Consider the following 18,633-nt stretch of genomic DNA (forward strand, 5'->3'; position numbering starts at 1 on the left):
CGGGTGGCGCCGGGCACCGGCGCCACCCGGCCGGATAGGTCCTCTGTGGTCACTGTGATCGGACGCCAGGAAGGACAGTGCGCCGACCAGGTGGCCCGCTTCCGCGACGCGCTGCTGGGCGAGTACGTCGAACAGCTGCGCCGCGAACGCCTGCCCGATCCCGGACGCGCCACCGTGACGCCGGCGACCCGACCAGTACCCGAACGAGGCATGGAAGCCTCCTCTCGATGTCAGGCGTAGACCGGGGCGAGGTCGAAGAAGACCCGGTAGTCGTCGATCAGGCCGCGATCGTCGACGCGCCAGATGCTCACCACCGGGATGGTGACGGTCTTGCCGTCCAGCCGGTCGTACTCGACCGTGAGCTCGACGATGGTCTCCGCGCCGACCAGCCATTCGTTCTTCACGGTGTGGCGCAGCGCCTTGATGGTGCCGAAGAACCCGCGGACACCCGCTTCGATCTGTTCAGCGCCGAACATCGGCTCGCCGTTGGCGAAGACCATCCGGCCCCGCTCGGTGAAGAACCGGCTGAACGTGGTCGCATCACCGGCGTCGACCACGCCGAAAACCCGGGAGACGAGTTCACTCGCCATTGAGCACCTCCGGTCGCTTGAAAGGGGATCAGGCCGACGCGCCGGACGCGACCCGCTCGCGGCAGGCCCTGAGCGTGGTGCGGACGGCGTCGAGGTAGTCGTCCTCCATACGGACCGCGAACTCCTGCTCCGCGGCGCTGCCCGGCTCGACGCCATCGACCGCGATGCGGAACGTGAACGCCAGAACCGGCTGCCCGCCGCTGCCGAGCGCGATCTCGTTGTCGATCGTCCCCTTGGCGGCACCGTGAGTGCGCACGAAGTGCACGCGCTGCTTCGGATAGAAGGTGACGACCTCGCGCACCGGCTCGCCGGCATGGATGATGTCGCGCACCAGTCCGCCCTCGAACCGCTCCGCCACCGTGCATTCGGTGATGCTGGCGACGTAGGGCAGCGGGTTCTCAGCCTTCTCCACCAGCCCAGCCCAGACGTCGTCGACGGACAACTCCGGCTGGGCGCCGTCGTTGACCGGAAGTGATCGGCTCACCTCGATCATGGCTCCGCTCCTCGTCGTTGAGATGGGATGACCACCGGCGCTCGCGCCGGACCTCGATGCCCGTGTCACCACTAAGTGTGCACACTTAGCGGGCCTCTGTAAACAGTCGAGACGAAATAGCTAGTAACCAGCTGGACAGTCGACGCGAGGTCGCCGGAAGTGCATCCACGTAGGATCAAGTTCTCGCCAAGTGCGGGACAGTGTGCATACACTTCGCGGCGTGACGACCGGGAAGCGAACAGACGTCGGATATGTCGGCGAGACGGTGGAGCGCTCCCCAGGCACGGGGCGCCGGCTGGCGCTGGACGTCCACGACCGGCTGCGGACGATGATCCTGACCGGCGAGCTGCCGCCGGGTTCCTTCATCCTCCAGACCGAGATGGCGCGCCGGCTCGGGGTCAGCAGGACCCCGATGCGCGAGGCTTTCCGCCTCCTCCAGGAGGAAGGTCTGATCGAAGCCCAGCCGGATCAGCGCGCCAAGGTCCGCGCGGTCGATCCCGAGGATCTGGACGCCGTCTACGGCGCCAGGGTCCTGCTGGAAACCCTGGCGGTCAGCCTCACCATTCGCGTGGCGACCGACGAGGACATCGACCAGCTGCAGCAGGCGCTCGAGCTGATGCACGAGCACTCCGGGACCGACGAGGACACCGGCCACATCGATCGCTGGCATCTGGCCCACCGGGAGTTCCACCGCGTCGCCACCCATGCCGCGGGCGCCCATCTGCAACGACTCATCACGTCACTCGGCGAGCACAGCGAGCGCTACATCCGGCTCGCCCAGCTGGGCACCGACGCCTCCTGGGTCAGGGGCGAGAAGGACCACCAAGCTTTGCTGGACGCCTTCCGTGCTCGGGATCACGACGGCGCCAAGCGGGTCATCGCCCGTCACCTCGCCAGAACCGCGCTCACCGTCATGGCCGACATCGCGCCCGAGTGCGAACCGTCCACCACTCGCACCGCACTGCAGATCAGCGGTCAGGGCTGATCTCGTCAGACATCGAACCAGCCGAGACGAGCCCCGCTGATCGTCGGCCCGACCCGCATGCTGATCCGCGACCGGTGCAACGTCTCGGTACGCCCGGCGTAGAGCGCTTCACGTCGCGGCTCGGTGATGCTCAGGTGCCCGCCGGAACGGCGTCCGTGCCGAGACCACGGGTCAAGTCCTTGACGTGACCCGGCAACCCCGGGTCGGTCGCGTGCAGGATGTGGTCGTAGCCCCGGGTCCTGAGCTCGTCATCACGGTCGAGCTTGGAGGTGGTGCCGATACCGTGGCTCCACTCAGCCTCGCCAGCTGAGCGCCCTCCCCCGTCATGCAAAAGGGATCGGCGCTCCCGCGTCGGGAGATCGACGAGCTGATTCTGGCTCACGTTCAAGAACATGCCTGGTACAGCCGTCCATCGAGCACGCGGACGCAGTCGCTCATTCAATGACCGCCACGGTTCCGTCACCGCACACGCCCTCGAACAATCGGACGGGCGCGAACAGCAAAGTCCGCGAGCACAGCCCCTGGCCGACCCGGACCCACTGATCACCACCGGCTGGACCCACGCCCACGAGGCCGAAGCCTCACACGTGAGGTGTCAACCAGACCCTGGGCAGACCCAAGCGAAACAGGCCGCGACTCCGGTCTGCTGAGGAGAACCACATGGAGCTGTTCAGCGAGGACCGGTCGGCACAGGTGGTCGCCGCAAGCTTCGCCAACACCCTCGACCCTCGGTTACGGCAGCTGCTCGCCGCGCTGGTGCGGCACCTGCACGCCTTCGCCAAGGAGGTGGAGCTGACGGAACAGGAATGGGGCGCGGCAATCGACTTCCTGACCCGCACCGGGCAGAAATGCGACGACGTGCGGCAGGAGTTCGTACTGCTCTCCGACGTGTTGGGTATCTCGATGCTGGTGGAGACGATCAACCACCGCACCGGCGGCACCTCGACCGAGTCGACCGTCCTCGGTCCGTTCCACATGGTCGAATCCCCACCGCGGGAACTCGGCGACAACATCGCACTCGACGGCAAGGGCGAGCTCTGCCTGGTCACCGGTCGGGTGACAGGTACTGACGGCGAACCACTGGCGGGGGCACTGGTCGACGTGTGGCAGGCCAACGAGAACGGCTTCTACGACGTGCAGCAGCCAGACGTGCAGCCCGAACGCAACCTGCGCGGCCTGTTCACCGCCGATGAGGACGGCCGATTCTGGTTCCGCACGATCGTGCCCCGCTACTACCCGATCCCCGATGACGGCCCGGTCGGCGAGCTCCTGGCCGCGACCAGCCGACACCCGAACCGGCCCGCCCACGTGCACTTCATCGCCACCGCGTCGGGCTACCGGCCGGTCACCACGCACCTGTTCGTCGACGACAGCCCCTATCTGAACTCCGACGCCGTGTTCGGGGTCAAGGAAAGCCTGATTCGCCGGTTCCCCCTCATCGACGACCCCGCACGCGCGGCCGAGGCGGGGCTGCCCAACCCGTTCCGCACCGTCCACTTCGACATCGCCCTGCTGCGCGCCGATCAGAAACAGCCGACACAGCGGAATCGGCACGATGGCCCCTGACCGCGGCCCTGTGGACCTCGGCCGGCGCGGGCTGCCTCTGCGCCTCGCGCCGGCCGGGCACCATCCGCCACTGAGGAGGCCCCTCAGACATGACCCGCCCTTTCACCTGCCCGGCGCTGCCAACGCGGGTCGTGTTCGGCGCCCACGCAGTGCGCCGGCTCTTCGACGAAGTCGCCGCGCTGGGGCCCCACCCGCGTGCTCGTGCTCTGCTCCCCGAGCAGAAGCCCACCGGCGAGCTGCTCGCCGCCGCGCTTGGCGACCGTGCCTCACAGGCGTGCTGCCGGAGGCCCGCATGCACTCCCGGTCGAGACCGCCTGCCACGCCCGAACGGTGACCACCGAAGCCGGCGCCGACGGCTGTGCGGCCGTCGGCGCCTCGGCGCCCGTCAGCTCATGTTCTCGTAGGTCGTCACGATCACAGCGCGCGCCAGAGTGTGACTGGACAGGGTGTACCCGAGGAACGCTGGGCGCGTCTCCGCCGACAGGCCCAGGTTCTCGGCGTCCACCGCGTGCACCGCGATGTAGTAGTGGTGCGGGCCGTGCCCGGGAGGCGGGGCGGCGCCGAGATAACCCGTCAAGCCGCCGTCGTTCGCGAGCTGCACGGCGCCCTCCGGCAACCCGGAGCCCTTCTCGTCGCCCGCTCCGGTGGGCAGCGACGTGACCGATGCCGGGATGTCGGCGACGGCCCAGTGCCAGAAGCCCGACGCGGTGGGGGCGTCCGGGTCGTACACGGTGACCGCGAACGACTTCGTGCCCTCCGGGAATCCGCTCCACCCGAGCTGCGGCGACACGTCCTCGCCGCCCGCGCCGAAGATCCCGCTTCGCTGTGGGGTGGCGAGTTCCTGCCCATCGATGACGTCGGCGCTCGTCACGGTGAAGGCCGGGACGGCGGGGAGTTCGTCGTAGGGGTTACGACTCATCATTACTCCTTGCATGGATGCCGGTCGAAGTTCAGGGCCGAATACGCAAAAGTCATGCGACCTTTTCCGCAGCGGCTGCTTGGGCAGGCTCATCGGAGGACTCGAGCTTACGAGGCAACAGCGAGATGACGATCGCCCCCAGAATCGCGATGACGATGAATGCGAAGAACGGAGCCCTGGCTGCGTCGCTGAAGCTGGTGACAACGGACAAATAGATCGGGCCGGCAATGGCGCCGAGACGGCCGACGCCGGTGCCGACGCCCAACCCGGTACCACGCAGGCGGGGTGGATAAAACGCGCCCATGCACGAGATGATCATACTCTGAACCGCCTGCGCGCCGACACCCGCCAGCGCCGATACCACAAGCAGGATCGGGCGCGGCTGCGGTGTGCTGAGTGCGAGCAACGCAATTGCCGCGATCACGAACATACCCAACGTGACCGCCTTCAGGTGACCCCGGTCCGCAATGGGCGCAAGCGCGACATTGCCGATGACCGCGCCCACGGTGAAGGCAATCGTGAACTCCAGTGCCGAACCGAGATCGTATCCCGCTCTCACCATGACGGTGGGCAACCACACGGTGGAGCTGAAAAGCAGGGCGAAGCTCAGGAACGACGCGACCCAGAACAAGATCGTGGTCCGCCGGAGGTTCGGCGCGAGGAGCTGGAGGACACGGTTTCGTTGGATCATGGGCCCCGCAGGACCCTCTGACGGGGAACCAGCGGGCACGAACCGCCAGATGAGCGGAACGACCAGGATGGGCAGCACACCCGGAAGGAACAGCAGCTGGAAATGCACCTCGGGCAACAGCGCCCGGCCGGCGAGCGCCGCGAGGACACCGCCGACGCCGATGGCGCTCATCGCCACGGCGATGTGCAATGTCCGGTGCCGTGCCGGCGCCTGGTCGGCCACGAACACGGCCACCAGCGGAATCAGTGCCCCCAGCGCAAGACCGGTGCAAACCCTGACGACGGCGAAGAACACCAGATTCGGCGCGAGCGCGGCCGCCAACATCGACACCGAGATCCAGCTCAACGCGACGGCCAGGGGCATCCGACGTCCCCACCGGTCGGCGGCCCAGCCCGCGAAGACCGAACCGAACGGCATACCAAGGGCGGTCGCACTGCCGAGGACACCGATGGTCGCGGCGGTCGCGCCCCACGGCTCGTAGTTCACCAGGCTCGGCCCCACCGTGCCCAGAATGTAGAGGTCGTAGCCGTCCACGAAGAGAATCAGGCAGGCGATGACAAGCATGCCGGCCGGCCGCTTCGATGTCGTGGGCAATGTCGTCGAACTCATCTGCTCTCCAGTGAGAGATGGAATCAACAAGAGGAAGGAGCTCGCCACCTCTCGAAACGGCCGCGAACCAGCGTGCGACCCGGGAAAGCCGTTCCAGCGCGGTTCCCGGTCCGGGATCAGTCGGTCAAGTACTTGCTCGCGTCCACGACGATCTGTCCGTCGCGCAGTTCCGCCGCATAGCGCCACAGCTTGTATCGCGGGTTTTCTCTGCACACGCCGGTCTTCAGGTCGAAGGTGAATCTGTGCCACGGACAGACGACGGCGCCGTTCTTGACGGTGGCGTCGCCAAGCGGCCCGCCGCGGTGCGGGCACGCGGGCCGGAAGGCGTACGGCTCCCCGTCGACCATTGCGACGCCGACCTCGGACTTTTCCACGGGGACCAACGCGGCCGCGTCATCGCGCAACTCCGAGGCAGCTACGTGAACGGGCGGCGTGTCCTGCCGCGGGATTGTTCGCCTGAGTCGTTGCCGGCCGTCTTCGACGACCGTGTACGCACCTGCGTCCGCGCGGAGAGCAGACCACGCTTTGGCGACCGGTGTGCCACACGCCGCACAGGTCGACCCGCCGTGTCGTTCGTTGTGACGCGCGACGACCTGGTCCAGTTCGCGGACGAAGGCGGCCGGATCTTCGCCGGTGTCGAGGTCGTAGGCCGCGCCGATCGGCTCTCCGCATTCGCAGCGACCACGCACAGAATGGACCGAGTTCCTGCGCTGCTTGCCCCCGGAGATGAGAGAGCACCTCGCGAGCTCGCCGTCGCCGATGACCTGTATCAGGATATGGTCGGCCGTACCGGAGATCCACAGATTGGACATGATATCGACCTTGAATTCCCGCCCGGCCGGTATCACGTGACATGACGTGCGTGTCGGTACGTCCGGCGCACGTCCGTCATCGAGAATCTCTCGCGCATTGGGTACGTTTTCGAGTCCGCCCGGAAAGCTCCATACCCAATACCCGCCAAGACGCGAAATGATGACACCGTCATCACCCTCGTGCGCCATGGGCGCCTGGATCCAGCCTGTGGGTATGCGCTTCGCAGGCGCTGCCAAATTTTCGGTCATGGCTGCCGCTTCCTTCCCTACTACCAGACTTTGCGCGCCGCCGCCGCTTCCGGAGCGTCTTTCGCCGGGTTCCACGTGTAGCCGAGTTGATTGACGTGACCGCAGTCGCCGCAGTACTGGTTCCGCGGATCGCTGTTGTACTCCTCGACAGCCGCGCGTTCCACCTTCCAGAACGTCGACGTGAAGCCATCGTCGCCCGTGGTGTAGTCGCGCATGAACAACAGGCTCCAGCAGTTCTCGCAGTACCAGGCGAAACCGTCGCGCTCGCCACTTCCCGGGTTTCCCATGCAGACGAGGCTGTAACCGTTCTGTCCTTCGCCGGAATTCGGGATGTGCACGTACAGCTCGTCCATGTCGTTCACGTGCCAGTAGCCGAAGTCGTGCGGGATGTGGTGTGGGTTACCGGACGGGACCACGAACGGCGTCAACGGCCTGCGGAGGACCTCCTCCGGACCGCTCGGACCGAGCTGGTAGAAATTGTTGACCCGCCCCTTCTTGGGATCGACGATGACGCCTTCCGGAGAGATGCTTCGCGAGCGCACACCGTAGACGTTGTCCCCGTGCTCGCGAAATGTCGAGAAGCGACGGATGACCTTGTCCTCGAAGAAGTCCCAGTCATCGATGATGCGTTCGAGTTTCTCGTTCGTGTTGAACTGGGGGATCATACGGCCGACCTTTCTGTGCGATACTGTGCCGATCGTTACTAATCCGACCACAGTCACGGCCGAATGACTTCGTAGCTACGGTTACGTGCCACTCGGGGGTCGGCCTACTTTTGGTCGGATTAGTAAAAGTGCGCTGTCCGGTTCAGGGGACGACGGCGCGACTGTCTTCGTCGAGTGCGACGTAGGTGGCTTCCGCCGCGGGATGCAGCGGAATGGGTGTCGTGGCGATCGCCTTCGGCTCGAGGGGATAGGTGATCTGGCTGCGTTCGGGGGGAAGGTGGCGGTACTGGCCCTCGATCACCGAGCGGGTGGCCACCATGCACCAGGCGATCATGGACGCGACGTCGTCGGGCAGGTCGGCCCGGCACACGAGCGGGAAGTCGGCGAACTCGAGCGCGGTGAGGTCGTGGTCGAGCGTGGGCAGGTAGCCGTTCGGCACGGTGGCCGTGGGCCAGTGCCAGTCCGCGAACGCCTCGGCCACCGCGGGATCGACATCGAGGTAGGTGACCTCTCGCCGCTCGGTGATGCGCTGCCAGTTCGGCACCATGATCGCCTCGTGGATCAGGACGTTGGCCGCGCCGTCCCGGAGGGCGTCGATCGACGGATGCGGCCGCTCTGCGTAGAGGAAGGTGCCACCCGCCTCCCGCAGCCGCTCCGGGGTCACGCCCAGAACGCTCAACTGGCGGTGGGCGGCCCGGCCGATCAGGTTGATGCCGTTGTCGGGGCTGGTCGCGATGCGCAGCGACGGCATCAGCTCGGCGAGATCACTCATCCGCGACACACCGAGCGCCGCATCCACGCAGGTGACCAGCCGGTCGCGCTGGGGCACCGTGCCGAGAGCACGGAGCTGGTCGACACCCGGGACGTCAGCAAGTGGTCCCACGCCGGCGCCGAGTCCGCCGAGCGCGGCGGTCGGGGTCATGACGGCGACGTCGACGTCGTGCGCGAGGACCGCGTGGACGGCATCCGCGCCGCCGCTTCCGGACCAGATGGCGAATCGAGAGCCAGGCGCGGAACGGGCCCGGATCTCCTGGCACAGCCATCCGCAGACGCGGTGGAAGTTCGCCAGGCCCCAGTCGCCCTGGAAGTGCAGCGTGATCTTCCGGTCGATGAAGGGCTCGGCCATGGCGGCCTGCTCAGGACTGGTTCGGTGGGGCGCTGGTCTGGCGGAGGCGAACGACATCGGTGACCTCACGTGGAGTCGGGACGTGAGGGAAGGGTCGGTCTCACCTCGTCGTGACGGAACCCCGGTCGCCATTGAATGGACGACTACCGCCGCCGACGCGGGCGCCGACGTTCGGGGTCCATCCCAACCGGCGGGAGATCCCGAGGCCGCTGGTGACGACCGACGGAGTGACCGCGGTGGGCTGCACCGACCCGGCTCGCACGACGACCGACAGCGCGGCGACGACCCGGCCCTCGCCGTCCATGATCCGGGTCGCGACCGAGTCCGCGCCCGGCGTCAGCTCCTCACGCACGATCGCGGTCCCCGTTCGGCGGCAATCGGCGAGTTCGTGGCGCAGCTGAGCGGGGTCGGTGACCGTCCGCGGCGTGAACCGCGCGAACCCGCGCTCGACCAGTGCATCGAACAGAGCGGCATCGCCGTGGGCGAGCAGCACCTTGCCGACTGCCGTGCAGTGCAGGGGCAGTCCGCCGCCCACCCCGGACGTCAGGCCGACCGCGCTCGGCGTGGAGAGCCGTTCCACGATGACCCCTTCGTGTCCCTCGAGGACAGCGAGCTGCACGTGCTGTTGCAGGGCGGTGTAGAGGTCCTCCATGAACGGCAGAGCCACCGTCCGCAGCGGCTCCGTCAGCGGCGCCAGCGTCCCCAGCTGCCACAGCCGGGTTCCCACGGTGAAGGTCCCGTCGGGAGCCCGGTCGAGTGCGCCGGCGGCCACGAGCTCGAAGGCCAGCCGGCGGACCGTGGCCTGGGGCAACCCCGTCCGCCGGGCCAGCCCCGCCAGCGTGAACCGGGTATGCCCCGGCTGGAACGTGAACAGGACCTGCAGGAGCCGGGAGCTGACGCTGCGCCCCGGCTCACTGGTCGGTGGCATGGCTCCGGTCCTGTCCGCTGTACCGCACGACACATGTTATAGCCGTTCAATGAACACCCGCACCCGCGATCGTTCATTCAATGAACGCCACGCTTCCGTCACCGAACCGGCCCTCGAACAATCGCCGCCATGGTCGCATCGTCTGCCGGCACTCCCCGCATCGCCATCATCGGCGGCGGCATCGGCGGCCTCGCCGCGGCCGCCTTCCTCCAGCGCGCCGGACTACCCAGCACCATCCACGAACAAGCCCCGCGTCTCACGGAAGTCGGCGCCGGGCTCGTCCTCGCACCCAACGCGGTGCGGCTGCTGCGTCGGTTGGGCGCGATGGAGCGGCTCGACGAGCACGCAGTCCCGCTCGACATCGGGTGGGAGTTCCGCCGTTGGGAAGACGGGCGCGTCCTGTCCGCGGAGAACCTGGCCGGCTCCTGCGAGCGGCTCTACGGCGAACGCACCTACGCCGTCCACCGTGCCCACCTCCTCACCGCGATCGCCTCCACCGTCCCCCCGGACGCGCTCCACCTGGGTAAACGCTGCACCTCCGTCACGATGCGCGGCGACACCGCCGTGCTGGCCTTCGCCGACGGGACCTCTACCGAGGCCGACGTGGCGATCGGCGCCGACGGCGTGCACTCGACGGTCCGCGGCGCGATCGTCGAACCGACTCCGGCGACCTACTCGGGAATCTGCGCGTTCCGTGCCCTCGTGCCGGCTGCCCGAGCACCCGCGTTCGCCCGCCGCCGCGCCCAGACGCTGTGGATCGGCCCCGACCACCACCTCGTGCACTACCCCGTCGCCGGCGAAACCGCGATCAACCTCGTTGCGTTCGCCCCGGCCCGCGACTACACGACCGAGTCCTGGAGCGCCACCGCCACCGTGGAAGAGTTCCTCGCCGAGTTCACCGGCTGGGACCCCCGGCTACGAGAACTGATCCACGGCGCCGGCACCCCCGGCCGTTGGGCACTGCTCGACCGCGAACCACTCCAACACTGGAGCCACGGCCCCATCACCCTCCTCGGCGACGCCGCCCACCCCATGTTCCCCTTCTTCGCCCAGGGCGCCGCCCAGTCCATCGAGGACGCCGCGGTCCTCGCCCGCTGCCTCGCCCACGACGTGCGAGTACCCGAACGCGCCCTGCGCCGCTACGAATCACTCCGGATCGACCGCACCACCCGGCTACAGAAGATCAGCCACGCCCGAGCTCACCTCAACCACCTGCCCGACGGGCCAGAACAACAAGCCCGCGACGCGTCCTTGGCCGACGAGGACCCACTGATCGCCAACGGCTGGATCTACGCCCACGACGCCGAAGCGAACGAGACCGCAACTCCGGTCTCCCCCAGCGTCGGTTCGAACATGCGGCCGGCGATGACAACGAGGAGGTACAGATGAACGCCGATCAGTCCAAGATCAGGCAGGTCGTGGAGAACTGGGCGCTGTGGCGGGACGCCGGCGACTGGAACCGGTTCGCCACCACCTGGCACCCGGACGGATGGATGAGCGCCACGTGGTTCCAGGGCCCTGCCGCCGACTTCATCGCCGCCAGCGAACGGGGCTTCGAGAACGGCGTCAGGATCCTGCATTTCCTGGGCGGGCACACCTCGGACGTGGCGGGCGACCGGGCGATCGCCCAGACCAAGATGACGATCAGTCAGCGCGCGGAAGTCGACGACGTACTGGTGGACGTGGTGTGCACGGGCCGCTTCTACGACTTCCTCTCCCGCGACTCCGGCGAGTGGACGATCGTTCGCAGGCAGCCGATCTACGAGAAGGATCGCCTCGACATCGTCGATCCCGCCGCCTCGCTCAAACTCGACCCTGAGTTGCTCGCCCGGTTCCCGGACGGGTACCGCCATCTCGGCTACGTGCAGACGAAGGCCGGGTTCACGGTGAAACTCGGCCTGCCGGGCCTCGTCGGGCCGGCAGTAGACCGGCTCTACGGGGAGGGCGCCGCCTGGCTGGCGGGCTCCGAGCGTCCCGGGGTGCCGGCGTGACCCGGCTCGAACCGCGGGATCGGATGTCCGAGCTGTCGAAGATACCGGCCGAACCGACCTCCTTCGCGGCGCGGCACGCGAAGCCGGCCACGACCGTGTCATGCACACGCCGGTCGAGGTGACTCCCCTGCGCGCATGAGGCCAATCCGGCGATGGGGCGCATCGACTCGCAGAGTTGCCGCCACGCTGGAATCGGACCTCATGGCGGTGCCACCACTCCGTGGATCCGGGCGAGCTCGTGACGCCAGGCGGTTTCGGTGGTGAAGCCTGCGCCGAGGTCGGGTAGTTCGGCCATGTCCTCGGCGGGAAGATCGTCGAGCGTTCCGCCGGCGGAGACGATCCGCAGGGACAGCCGAGCGATCTGATCGACACTGATCGCCTGCAGCACCGACTGTTCGACGGTAGCCGCTGCGCTCGTGAGACCATGGCCGCGAAGCAGGACCACCGGGCGGTCGCCCATCGCGCCGACCATCTCCGCGGCCAACGCCCGATTGCTGACCAGCACCCCACGCCGATAGACCGGCACCCCGCCGGCAGCCAAGCGGGTACCCGGGATGTCGAAGGCTCCGACGACCGGCCGGATCGCGACGCCGGCCAAATCCGCCGCGACCACCTCCGGTGGATGCGCATGCACGACCGCCCGGACATCCCCGCGGGTACGCAACACCTCGGTGTGCAGGGGCAGCTCGTTGGGTGGGCGGTATCCGCCGTCGAGCGCGCCGGGTGCACCCGGCGCGCCGTCGAGATCGACCAGGCGGATGTCCTCGTCCGTGGTGTATCCGAGACCGCGTTCCCGCGGCCCCCGGCAGCGGATGAGGAGCCGGGTCGCGTCGACCCGGAGGCTGACGTGACCGAGGATCCCGTCCGCGAGCCCCCGGGCAGCCAGCACCCGGCAAGCTCCGGCCACCAACGTCCGCAACTCGTCCAGCTCGCTCATCGCGTTCCTCCCTTCATCGGCACGCTCATGGCCTGCGCCGTGAGGGTTTCGCGGACGGACTCGAAGGTGGCCCGGGCAGTCAGTGCCTTGCGCGACGTGATGAGTGCCCGAGGCCAGTTCACGGTGACCGCGCCCGCGAAGTCACCCCCGGGGTCGGCGTAAAGGACCGCGAAGGTCCGTTCGGGATCGGCACCTGGAACCACGACGTGGCCGAGGTCTCCCCCGGTGCGGCCGGCCAACTGGATCTTCCAGTCGTACTGGTCGCTCCACACATACTCGACCGGCTCGTGCGTACGCGGGTCGCCCGGGTGGACGATGTGGTGCGCGACCTGGTTCGCCTGCTCGACGGCGTTGGTCCAGTGTTCGGCCCGGACCAGCCGCCGATGCCGCGGGTGGAACCAGCGCGCGACGTCGCCGACGGCGTGGACGTGCTCGGCCGCCTGGCTGAACCGGTCGCACACCACCCCGTCCTCGATGGTCAGACCGGATCCGCGAAGCCACTCGTCGTTGGGCACCGAACCGATGCCGACGACGACCGTGGCGGCGGGCAGCTCGGTCCCGTCGGCGAGGACGACGCGGAGCCCGCTGCCTCGGCCCTCGATGCCGGTCACCCCGACCCCGAACCTGGTCCGGACGCCACGGTCGGTGTGCAGCCGGCCGAACCGTTCGGCGACGGCGGGATTGAGGACCCGGCTGAGCGGCACCGCCACCGGGTCGACGAGCGTCACCTCGCCGGTCCCCATCGCGGTGGCGGTCGCGGCGATCTCGGCACCGATGAAGCCCGCACCGACGATGACCAGCGGACCGCCGCGCGCCAGGTCCTCGCGCAGGGCCACGGCGTCGGCGGCTGTCCGCACCGTGTGCACTCCGGGCCGCTCACCCCACGGAGAGGGCCGGGCACGGGCGCCGGTCGCGATCACCAGCTCGTCGAAGCCGAGCCGGGCACCGTCCGCCAGTTCGACCGAGCGGCCCGCGAGGTCCAGTCCGGTCGCCGCCCGGCCGAGCCTTAGCTGGATCCCTGCGACAGCCGCCGTCGTGTCATCGAGCAGCGTGATGTCGGCGTGCGTCACGGTTCCGGCGAGAAACGCCTTGGACAACGGCGGTTTGTCGTATGGCAGCGCGGCCTCTCCGCCGACGAGCACGATCTCACCGGCGTAGCCTTCCGCGCGCAACGCCTGGGCGGTGCGCACGGCACCGATCGAGGCGCCAACGATGACGGTGGTCGGGTGGCGGCTCATTCGGCTTCACCGTCGTCGACGACCACCAGCGCCGAGACCGGACAGCTGCGCGCGGCCTCTTCCACCCGCGCCCGGTCCGACTCCGGAATCCGACCCTTGAGCAGCACCACGATGCCGTCGTCGTCGATGTCGAACGTGTCGTCGGCGGCCACCACGCAGTTCGCGTAGCCCTGGCACGCGGCCAGGTCGGCTTTCACGACAGCCATGTCATTCGTCCCTTCATGCCTTTACGCCGATCCCGCCGTCGGGGTGCACCACTCCTCCGGTGATGCCGCGAGCCCGCTCGGCGGCGAGGAACACGTAGCTCCAGGCGTGGTCCTCGCCGGACAGTGCGACCTTGAGCGGCACCCGGCCGGCCAGCTCGGCTTCCCGTCCGGGCGTGTCGTCCAGCCGCTTCGTGTTCAAGCCCAGGCTGTCGAGACCGCGCAGGTCGGTGTTGAGAGTTCCGCCGGGCGCGACGCCGTTGACCCGCACGTCGGGTGCGAGCTCGTGGGCCATCGCGGTGACCAGCCCCCGCACCGCGAACTTGGTTGCCACGTACAGCACTCCGCCCCGGCCCGGGTAGTACGCCGAGGTCGACTCGGTGAGGATGACCGACCCCTTGTTCCGGCGCAGCTCCGGCAACGCCGCCTTGACCGAATGCAGGTGGCTCTTGACGTTCACCCGGAAGATCTCGTCGAACGCGTCGTCGAGGCGGTCCGCCGGCAGCTCGCCGATGCCCTGGTAGAAGTCGAAGACCCCCACGCAGTTCACCAGCACGTCCAGGCCGCCGAAGGCCTCGACCGTGGCGGCCACGGCCGCCTCGTTGGCCTCCCGGGTGGTGGCATCGCCGACAACCACGGGCAGGCCGGGCCGTTCCTCGGACAGCTTCGCGCACTTGCGCTCGTCCCGTTCGAGCACGGCGACCTGGGCCCCCTCCGCGAGGAAGGCGTCCACGACCGCGCGCCCGATGCCGGACCCGGCGCCGATCACCAGAGCCCGGCGTCCCGCCAGCCAGTCGCTCATCCTTCCTCCTCCACGGTCACGAGCGGCCCGAACGGATTGCCGATCATCGCCGAGAACGTCGCCGTGTTCTGCCAGGTCAGCGCCTCGAGTTCCAGTGGGCAGAGTGCGACCCACTGCCCCGACTTCGGGGATTCGATCAGCAACCGTGAGCCGTTGCGCGTCTCGACCCTGGCGACCCGGATCTCGGCGAACTCGTTGCCGAGGGCGATCGCCTCGCCCTGCCGGCGTGCGCGTAGCTCGTCCAGTTCCTCGGCAGCGCGCCTGGCAGCACGGGCATCCTCTTCTTCGCCCTCCCAGCTCAGGTTCATCCGCTCTGTCATAGGAAAATCGCCAGATTCTGGGTGCGGAGAACGGAGTCGTCGACGAGGATCGTCCGGCGCGCGAGCTGCCAGCCCGTCCCGTCCGGCGTCCGGCGAAGCAGATCCTCACGCCCGGCGGACAAAACGGTGGCTTCCCGGACGTCGCCGCGGCTGCGATAGAGCAGCACCGCGGAATCCACAACGATCTCGTCCGGCTTCTCGCTCGCGAACGTGCGGACGTTGGCGACGTAGTGCCGCAACCGCGACGGCGGGTCCTCGGTCCACGCGTGCTCAGTCAGGAAGCGCGCGACCCGGCGGCTCAGGGAGTACTTGTTCTCGTCGAAGTGAGCCATCTTCGGGGCGGAGTCGTAGCCCGCACTCATCGCCGTCGTCACCCGCACCGGCATGATGTAGTGGATGTCTTCGGTGAGCAGGCCGAGCCAATCCTCGTAGTGCTGGGCGTCGAGCAGATAGGCCTCCTCGACGAGCCAGTGGTGCGCCTGCAGATGCCGCTCGTCGGAGAACGGCAGGCTCCGCGCCACCCGCTGGGTGGTGGGAGCGTGGCCGCCGAGCCGGGATTCGGCCGAGTACGGGCCGCCATTGCCAGTCGCGCGGACGCCCGCCTTCTCCTGCTCGGCCTTGGCTTGGGTGGGCCGGTCGCTGCTGTCCACGGTCACGAGTGCACCGCCTTGCCGTCCGAACCGTTCACGGAACCGGCCCCGGCGGCGCGGGGAAGCCCGCTCACCTCGACCTGCGCGGCCTTGGCCGCCGGGCGCTCCAGATAGTCGGCCCACCGGTTGAGCAGGTGCCGCTGGTTGTACTCGCCGTACCCGACGTGAGCCTCACCCGGCCCGGCGAACTGGTCGGGGGTCAGCGCGGGCACCACCTCGGTGCCGTCCTCGAGGATGCCCATCCGGCTGTTGAGCAGCAGCCTGCGCGCCATGGCGCCGGCCGCGGTGTTCGTCAGCGACACCCAGTTCTCCACGTCGTCCTGCTCGAACATGCCGGTCGAGCCGAAGCACATGAGATAGGCCTTGTAGGACAACGCCTTGAATTCCTCCGGCGCCTCCGCGTCGACCGCGAACCAGGACAGGACCTCGGTTTCGTCGGCGCCGACCGGCTGCCAGGTCCGGATCGAGATGAAGGGCAGCACGTCGTCGGAGTCCCCGACCCGCGGCCAGTTGTGCACGAAGCTCATGTTCGGGAAAACCGACGCAGCGGAGATCATGAAGCCGTCCCGGCCGATCACGTCGAGTTGCTCGGGCGACCAGACCGTCTTCATCTTCTCGATCATCACGTCGGGATAGCCGACATAGCGCAGCTTCTCCTCGAGCGTGCCGGGCGGCAGCTTGTAAGTGGTTCCGCCGCCGTTGCCGGCCCAGTAGGTGCAGCCGTCCTTGCGCTTCTCCGCCTTGGGCTCGCGGAAGAGCCCGATCTCGACAACGGAAGAGTGGGTCTGGGGTGTGTGGTACATGTCGCCGGCGAAGTTCTCCGCGCCGATCTTCCAGTTGGCCTTGATCCGCCAGCGCTGGGGACCGCGCAGCTCGATCCCTCCGGCCGACTGCTTGGTGTAGTAGTCCAGGAAGAACGCGAAATCGCCGAGGTACTCGCGCAACGGGACGACGTCGGGATCGAGGCTGACGAAGATCAGGCCGTTGTAGGTATCGAGCGCGGGAGCCGGTAGCAGCGTCTGCCCCTTGCGCCGGAAGCCGGCCTCCCCGCCGTAGGCGTCCTTGTGGAACGGAAGACCCACGATGCGCCCGTCGTTGCGGTAGGACCAGCCGTGGTAGGGGCAGCGGAAGTGCGACGCGTTGCCCATCTCGGCCCGGCAGACCTGCATGCCGCGGTGCAGGCACATGTTGAACATGGCCCGGACCTGGCCGTCTTCACCGCGGGAGATGATGAAGGAGTCGTCGAGGACCCGGCGCACGACGTAGTCCCCCGCCTGAGGGATCTCGGACTCGTGACCGACGAACACCCAGGCACGGCTGAACAGGCGCTCCTGCTCGAGCCGGAAGATCTCCTCGTCGTTGTAGATGTGCGCGGGGACCATCCCCCGTCGCACGTCCGCCAGCAAGAGGTCTTGATCGGTCATCAGCGACCCGCGCTTTCTCTGCTATGCAGAATGTACATCTCGTATGCAGATAAGGCTGACTCATGTCGGAGCGCCGTGTCAAGCGACTGCGCTTCTGGACAACGTCAGATAGGCCACTTACTATCCCGGCAAGCAGATACCTTCTCTGCCAGACAGAAGAGTTACAGGACGTCCGGAGGAGACGATCAGTGCGGATCGTTCCAACACAGTCACGGCGCGCGCCCGGCTCCCACAGCGGTAGCGGCAGCAGGTCTTCGATGAGGAAGCGGGGTGCACTGTGAGGTTTCACCGCTGGGCCGCGGGAGTGAGCGGCCTCGCCGCGGTGGCGTTGCTGTCCACCGCTTGTTCGGCCGCGGACGCGGCCAAGGACGACGGCTCCTACACCATCGGCGTCATCGTGAGCCAGACCGGCTCGGGTAGTCAGCTGGGCGTGGGCGAACTGCAAGGAGCACAGCTCGCCGTGGACCGGCTGAACTCCCGGGCCGGGATCAACGGGCATCCGGTGCGCCTGGTCACGGCGGACGATCAGAGCAATCCGGCCCAGGCGGTGCTGGCGGCGCGCCGCATGATCGGCAAGGTCGACGCGATCGTCGGCCCGTCACTGTCCGGCCCCTGCCGGGCAGTCATCCCCCTCGCCGCGAGCGCCCAGCTCGTCGACTACTGCCTGTCCCCCGGTGTGAAACCGGCGGCGGACGGCTGGCAGTGGTCCGCCAGCGCGTCCACGGAGGACCTCGCCGAGAGGCTTCTGGAGTACTGGAAGAGCCGGGGAATCACGCGGATCGGCCTGATCAGCACGACCGACGCCAGCGGCGTGGACGGTGCACTGTCCACGAAGCACGCGGCGGGTGTGGTCGGGGTCCAGGTGGTTTCGGCGGCTTCGTACGGCGCCGACGCCGTGTCCGTCACCTCCCAGCTGCAGGCCGTCTCCTCCGCGCAGCCGCAGGCGCTTGTCGTGTGGAGCACGGGGGCCGCGGCCGCCGTCGCGTTCAAGGGTGCCCGGGAGATGGGGCTGCACCTGCCCACCGCCACCACCGACGGCAACCTCACCTACAACTTCCTCCGGCGAGTCAAGGACTACCTCCCGGAGACGCTGCTCATCCCGGCTACCCAGGACTTCTGGTGGGAACATTCCCCACGCGGCCCCGAGGCCCGGCAACTGGAACAGGACTATCACGACCAGTTCCAGGCCCGCTACGGTACCCAGCCGGACTTCGGACCCGGGGTCGCCTTCGACGCGGTCACCCTCACCGCCCAAGCACTCGGCGAGGCACAGGGCGATCCGCACCGGGCCAAGCAGGTCCTGCAGAACCTGCGAGGTGTCATCGGGGTGGTCGGCACCTACTCCTTCAGTCCCCAGGATCATCGCGGGCTCACCAAGGACGACATCGCCATCGTGCGGGCGTCACGCGACTCCTTCACCTACGTCGGGAGGTAA

Annotated in this window: 22 protein-coding genes; 6 read left to right on the forward strand and 16 right to left on the reverse strand. The window is 68.2% G+C overall.

What is annotated here, in order from left to right:
• Positions 1-45: 45 nt before the first annotated feature.
• Positions 46-240, forward strand: a complete 195-nt coding sequence (locus tag AB0M59_RS05050) for a hypothetical protein (protein WP_364608848.1) — start codon at positions 46-48, stop codon at positions 238-240.
• Here AB0M59_RS05050 and AB0M59_RS05055 read toward each other — a convergent pair.
• Both AB0M59_RS05055 and AB0M59_RS05060 read right to left on the reverse strand, forming a co-directional pair.
• Positions 231-590 (reverse strand): nuclear transport factor 2 family protein, encoded by a 360-nt coding sequence (locus AB0M59_RS05055; protein ID WP_364608851.1) that lies wholly within the window; start codon positions 588-590, stop codon positions 231-233. The genes AB0M59_RS05050 and AB0M59_RS05055 overlap by 10 nt on opposite strands.
• Before the next feature lie 28 nt (positions 591-618).
• Positions 619-1,083 (reverse strand): SRPBCC family protein, encoded by a 465-nt coding sequence (locus AB0M59_RS05060; protein ID WP_364608854.1) that lies wholly within the window; start codon positions 1,081-1,083, stop codon positions 619-621.
• Positions 1,084-1,303: 220 nt separating this feature from the next.
• On the opposite strand from AB0M59_RS05060, the gene AB0M59_RS05065 reads away from it, so the two are divergent.
• Positions 1,304-2,068, forward strand: coding sequence for a GntR family transcriptional regulator (locus AB0M59_RS05065; protein WP_364608860.1), 765 nt, complete (start codon positions 1,304-1,306; stop codon positions 2,066-2,068).
• A 130-nt stretch (positions 2,069-2,198) separates the two neighbouring features.
• Here the strand turns inward: AB0M59_RS05065 and AB0M59_RS05070 are convergent, their stop codons facing one another.
• On the reverse strand, positions 2,199-2,450 hold the full coding sequence (locus AB0M59_RS05070; RefSeq protein WP_364608865.1) for a hypothetical protein: 252 nt from the start codon (positions 2,448-2,450) through the stop codon (positions 2,199-2,201).
• A gap of 278 nt (positions 2,451-2,728) precedes the next feature.
• On the opposite strand from AB0M59_RS05070, the gene AB0M59_RS05075 reads away from it, so the two are divergent.
• Positions 2,729-3,634 (forward strand): intradiol ring-cleavage dioxygenase, encoded by a 906-nt coding sequence (locus AB0M59_RS05075; protein WP_364608868.1) that lies wholly within the window; start codon positions 2,729-2,731, stop codon positions 3,632-3,634.
• Between the two features lie 385 nt (positions 3,635-4,019).
• Here the strand turns inward: AB0M59_RS05075 and AB0M59_RS05080 are convergent, their stop codons facing one another.
• From AB0M59_RS05080 to AB0M59_RS05105, 6 genes are all read right to left on the reverse strand, one after another.
• On the reverse strand, positions 4,020-4,553 hold the full coding sequence (locus AB0M59_RS05080) for a YbhB/YbcL family Raf kinase inhibitor-like protein (RefSeq protein ID WP_364608871.1): 534 nt from the start codon (positions 4,551-4,553) through the stop codon (positions 4,020-4,022).
• A 52-nt stretch (positions 4,554-4,605) separates the two neighbouring features.
• Complete coding sequence (locus tag AB0M59_RS05085) at positions 4,606-5,853, reverse strand: MFS transporter (protein ID WP_364608874.1); 1,248 nt, start codon at positions 5,851-5,853, stop codon at positions 4,606-4,608.
• Positions 5,854-5,969: 116 nt separating this feature from the next.
• The gene (locus AB0M59_RS05090) at positions 5,970-6,914 is read right to left on the reverse strand and encodes a Rieske 2Fe-2S domain-containing protein (protein WP_364608877.1); all 945 of its coding nucleotides are present in this window, start codon (positions 6,912-6,914) and stop codon (positions 5,970-5,972) included.
• Between the two features lie 20 nt (positions 6,915-6,934).
• Positions 6,935-7,579 carry a hypothetical protein gene (locus tag AB0M59_RS05095; protein ID WP_364608880.1) on the reverse strand — a complete coding sequence of 215 codons (645 nt, stop codon included), beginning with the start codon at positions 7,577-7,579 and terminating at the stop codon, positions 6,935-6,937.
• 142 nt (positions 7,580-7,721) lie between these two features.
• Positions 7,722-8,705, reverse strand: coding sequence for a TAXI family TRAP transporter solute-binding subunit (locus AB0M59_RS05100; protein WP_364608883.1), 984 nt, complete (start codon positions 8,703-8,705; stop codon positions 7,722-7,724).
• 100 nt (positions 8,706-8,805) lie between these two features.
• The gene (locus AB0M59_RS05105; protein ID WP_364608886.1) at positions 8,806-9,633 is read right to left on the reverse strand and encodes an IclR family transcriptional regulator; all 828 of its coding nucleotides are present in this window, start codon (positions 9,631-9,633) and stop codon (positions 8,806-8,808) included.
• 129 nt (positions 9,634-9,762) lie between these two features.
• On the opposite strand from AB0M59_RS05105, the gene AB0M59_RS05110 reads away from it, so the two are divergent.
• Positions 9,763-11,022 carry an FAD-dependent monooxygenase gene (locus AB0M59_RS05110; RefSeq protein ID WP_364608889.1) on the forward strand — a complete coding sequence of 420 codons (1,260 nt, stop codon included), beginning with the start codon at positions 9,763-9,765 and terminating at the stop codon, positions 11,020-11,022.
• Positions 11,019-11,624 carry a nuclear transport factor 2 family protein gene (locus AB0M59_RS05115; RefSeq protein WP_364608892.1) on the forward strand — a complete coding sequence of 202 codons (606 nt, stop codon included), beginning with the start codon at positions 11,019-11,021 and terminating at the stop codon, positions 11,622-11,624. The genes AB0M59_RS05110 and AB0M59_RS05115 overlap by 4 nt, the downstream gene beginning before the upstream one ends.
• A gap of 199 nt (positions 11,625-11,823) precedes the next feature.
• Here AB0M59_RS05115 and AB0M59_RS05120 read toward each other — a convergent pair whose 3' ends face one another.
• The 7 genes from AB0M59_RS05120 to AB0M59_RS05150 are packed head-to-tail and all read right to left on the reverse strand — an operon-like array spanning position 11,824 to position 17,198.
• Positions 11,824-12,561: a class II aldolase/adducin family protein gene (locus AB0M59_RS05120; protein WP_364608895.1), complete on the reverse strand. Its 738-nt coding sequence runs from the start codon at positions 12,559-12,561 to the stop codon at positions 11,824-11,826.
• Positions 12,558-13,799 carry an FAD-dependent oxidoreductase gene (locus tag AB0M59_RS05125; protein ID WP_364608898.1) on the reverse strand — a complete coding sequence of 414 codons (1,242 nt, stop codon included), beginning with the start codon at positions 13,797-13,799 and terminating at the stop codon, positions 12,558-12,560. Before AB0M59_RS05125 ends, AB0M59_RS05120 begins: the two co-directional genes overlap by 4 nt.
• Complete coding sequence (locus AB0M59_RS05130; protein ID WP_364608901.1) at positions 13,796-14,005, reverse strand: ferredoxin; 210 nt, start codon at positions 14,003-14,005, stop codon at positions 13,796-13,798. Before AB0M59_RS05130 ends, AB0M59_RS05125 begins: the two co-directional genes overlap by 4 nt.
• 13 nt (positions 14,006-14,018) lie before the next feature.
• Entirely contained in the window at positions 14,019-14,804 is a 786-nt protein-coding gene (gene hcaB / locus AB0M59_RS05135; protein ID WP_364608904.1) for a 3-(cis-5,6-dihydroxycyclohexa-1,3-dien-1-yl)propanoate dehydrogenase, read from the reverse strand.
• Positions 14,801-15,112 carry a hypothetical protein gene (locus tag AB0M59_RS05140; protein ID WP_364608907.1) on the reverse strand — a complete coding sequence of 104 codons (312 nt, stop codon included), beginning with the start codon at positions 15,110-15,112 and terminating at the stop codon, positions 14,801-14,803. The genes hcaB and AB0M59_RS05140 overlap by 4 nt, the downstream gene beginning before the upstream one ends.
• 8 nt (positions 15,113-15,120) lie before the next feature.
• On the reverse strand, positions 15,121-15,780 hold the full coding sequence (locus AB0M59_RS05145) for a 3-phenylpropionate/cinnamic acid dioxygenase subunit beta (RefSeq protein ID WP_364608910.1): 660 nt from the start codon (positions 15,778-15,780) through the stop codon (positions 15,121-15,123).
• Positions 15,777-17,198, reverse strand: coding sequence for a Rieske 2Fe-2S domain-containing protein (locus AB0M59_RS05150; protein ID WP_364608913.1), 1,422 nt, complete (start codon positions 17,196-17,198; stop codon positions 15,777-15,779). The genes AB0M59_RS05145 and AB0M59_RS05150 overlap by 4 nt, the downstream gene beginning before the upstream one ends.
• 277 nt (positions 17,199-17,475) lie before the next feature.
• Between AB0M59_RS05150 and AB0M59_RS05155 the strand changes: the two genes are divergently transcribed.
• Positions 17,476-18,633 carry an ABC transporter substrate-binding protein gene (locus AB0M59_RS05155; RefSeq protein ID WP_364608917.1) on the forward strand — a complete coding sequence of 386 codons (1,158 nt, stop codon included), beginning with the start codon at positions 17,476-17,478 and terminating at the stop codon, positions 18,631-18,633.

This window comes from Amycolatopsis sp. NPDC051371 (genome assembly GCF_040682155.1).
GTDB lineage: Bacteria > Actinomycetota > Actinomycetes > Mycobacteriales > Pseudonocardiaceae > Amycolatopsis.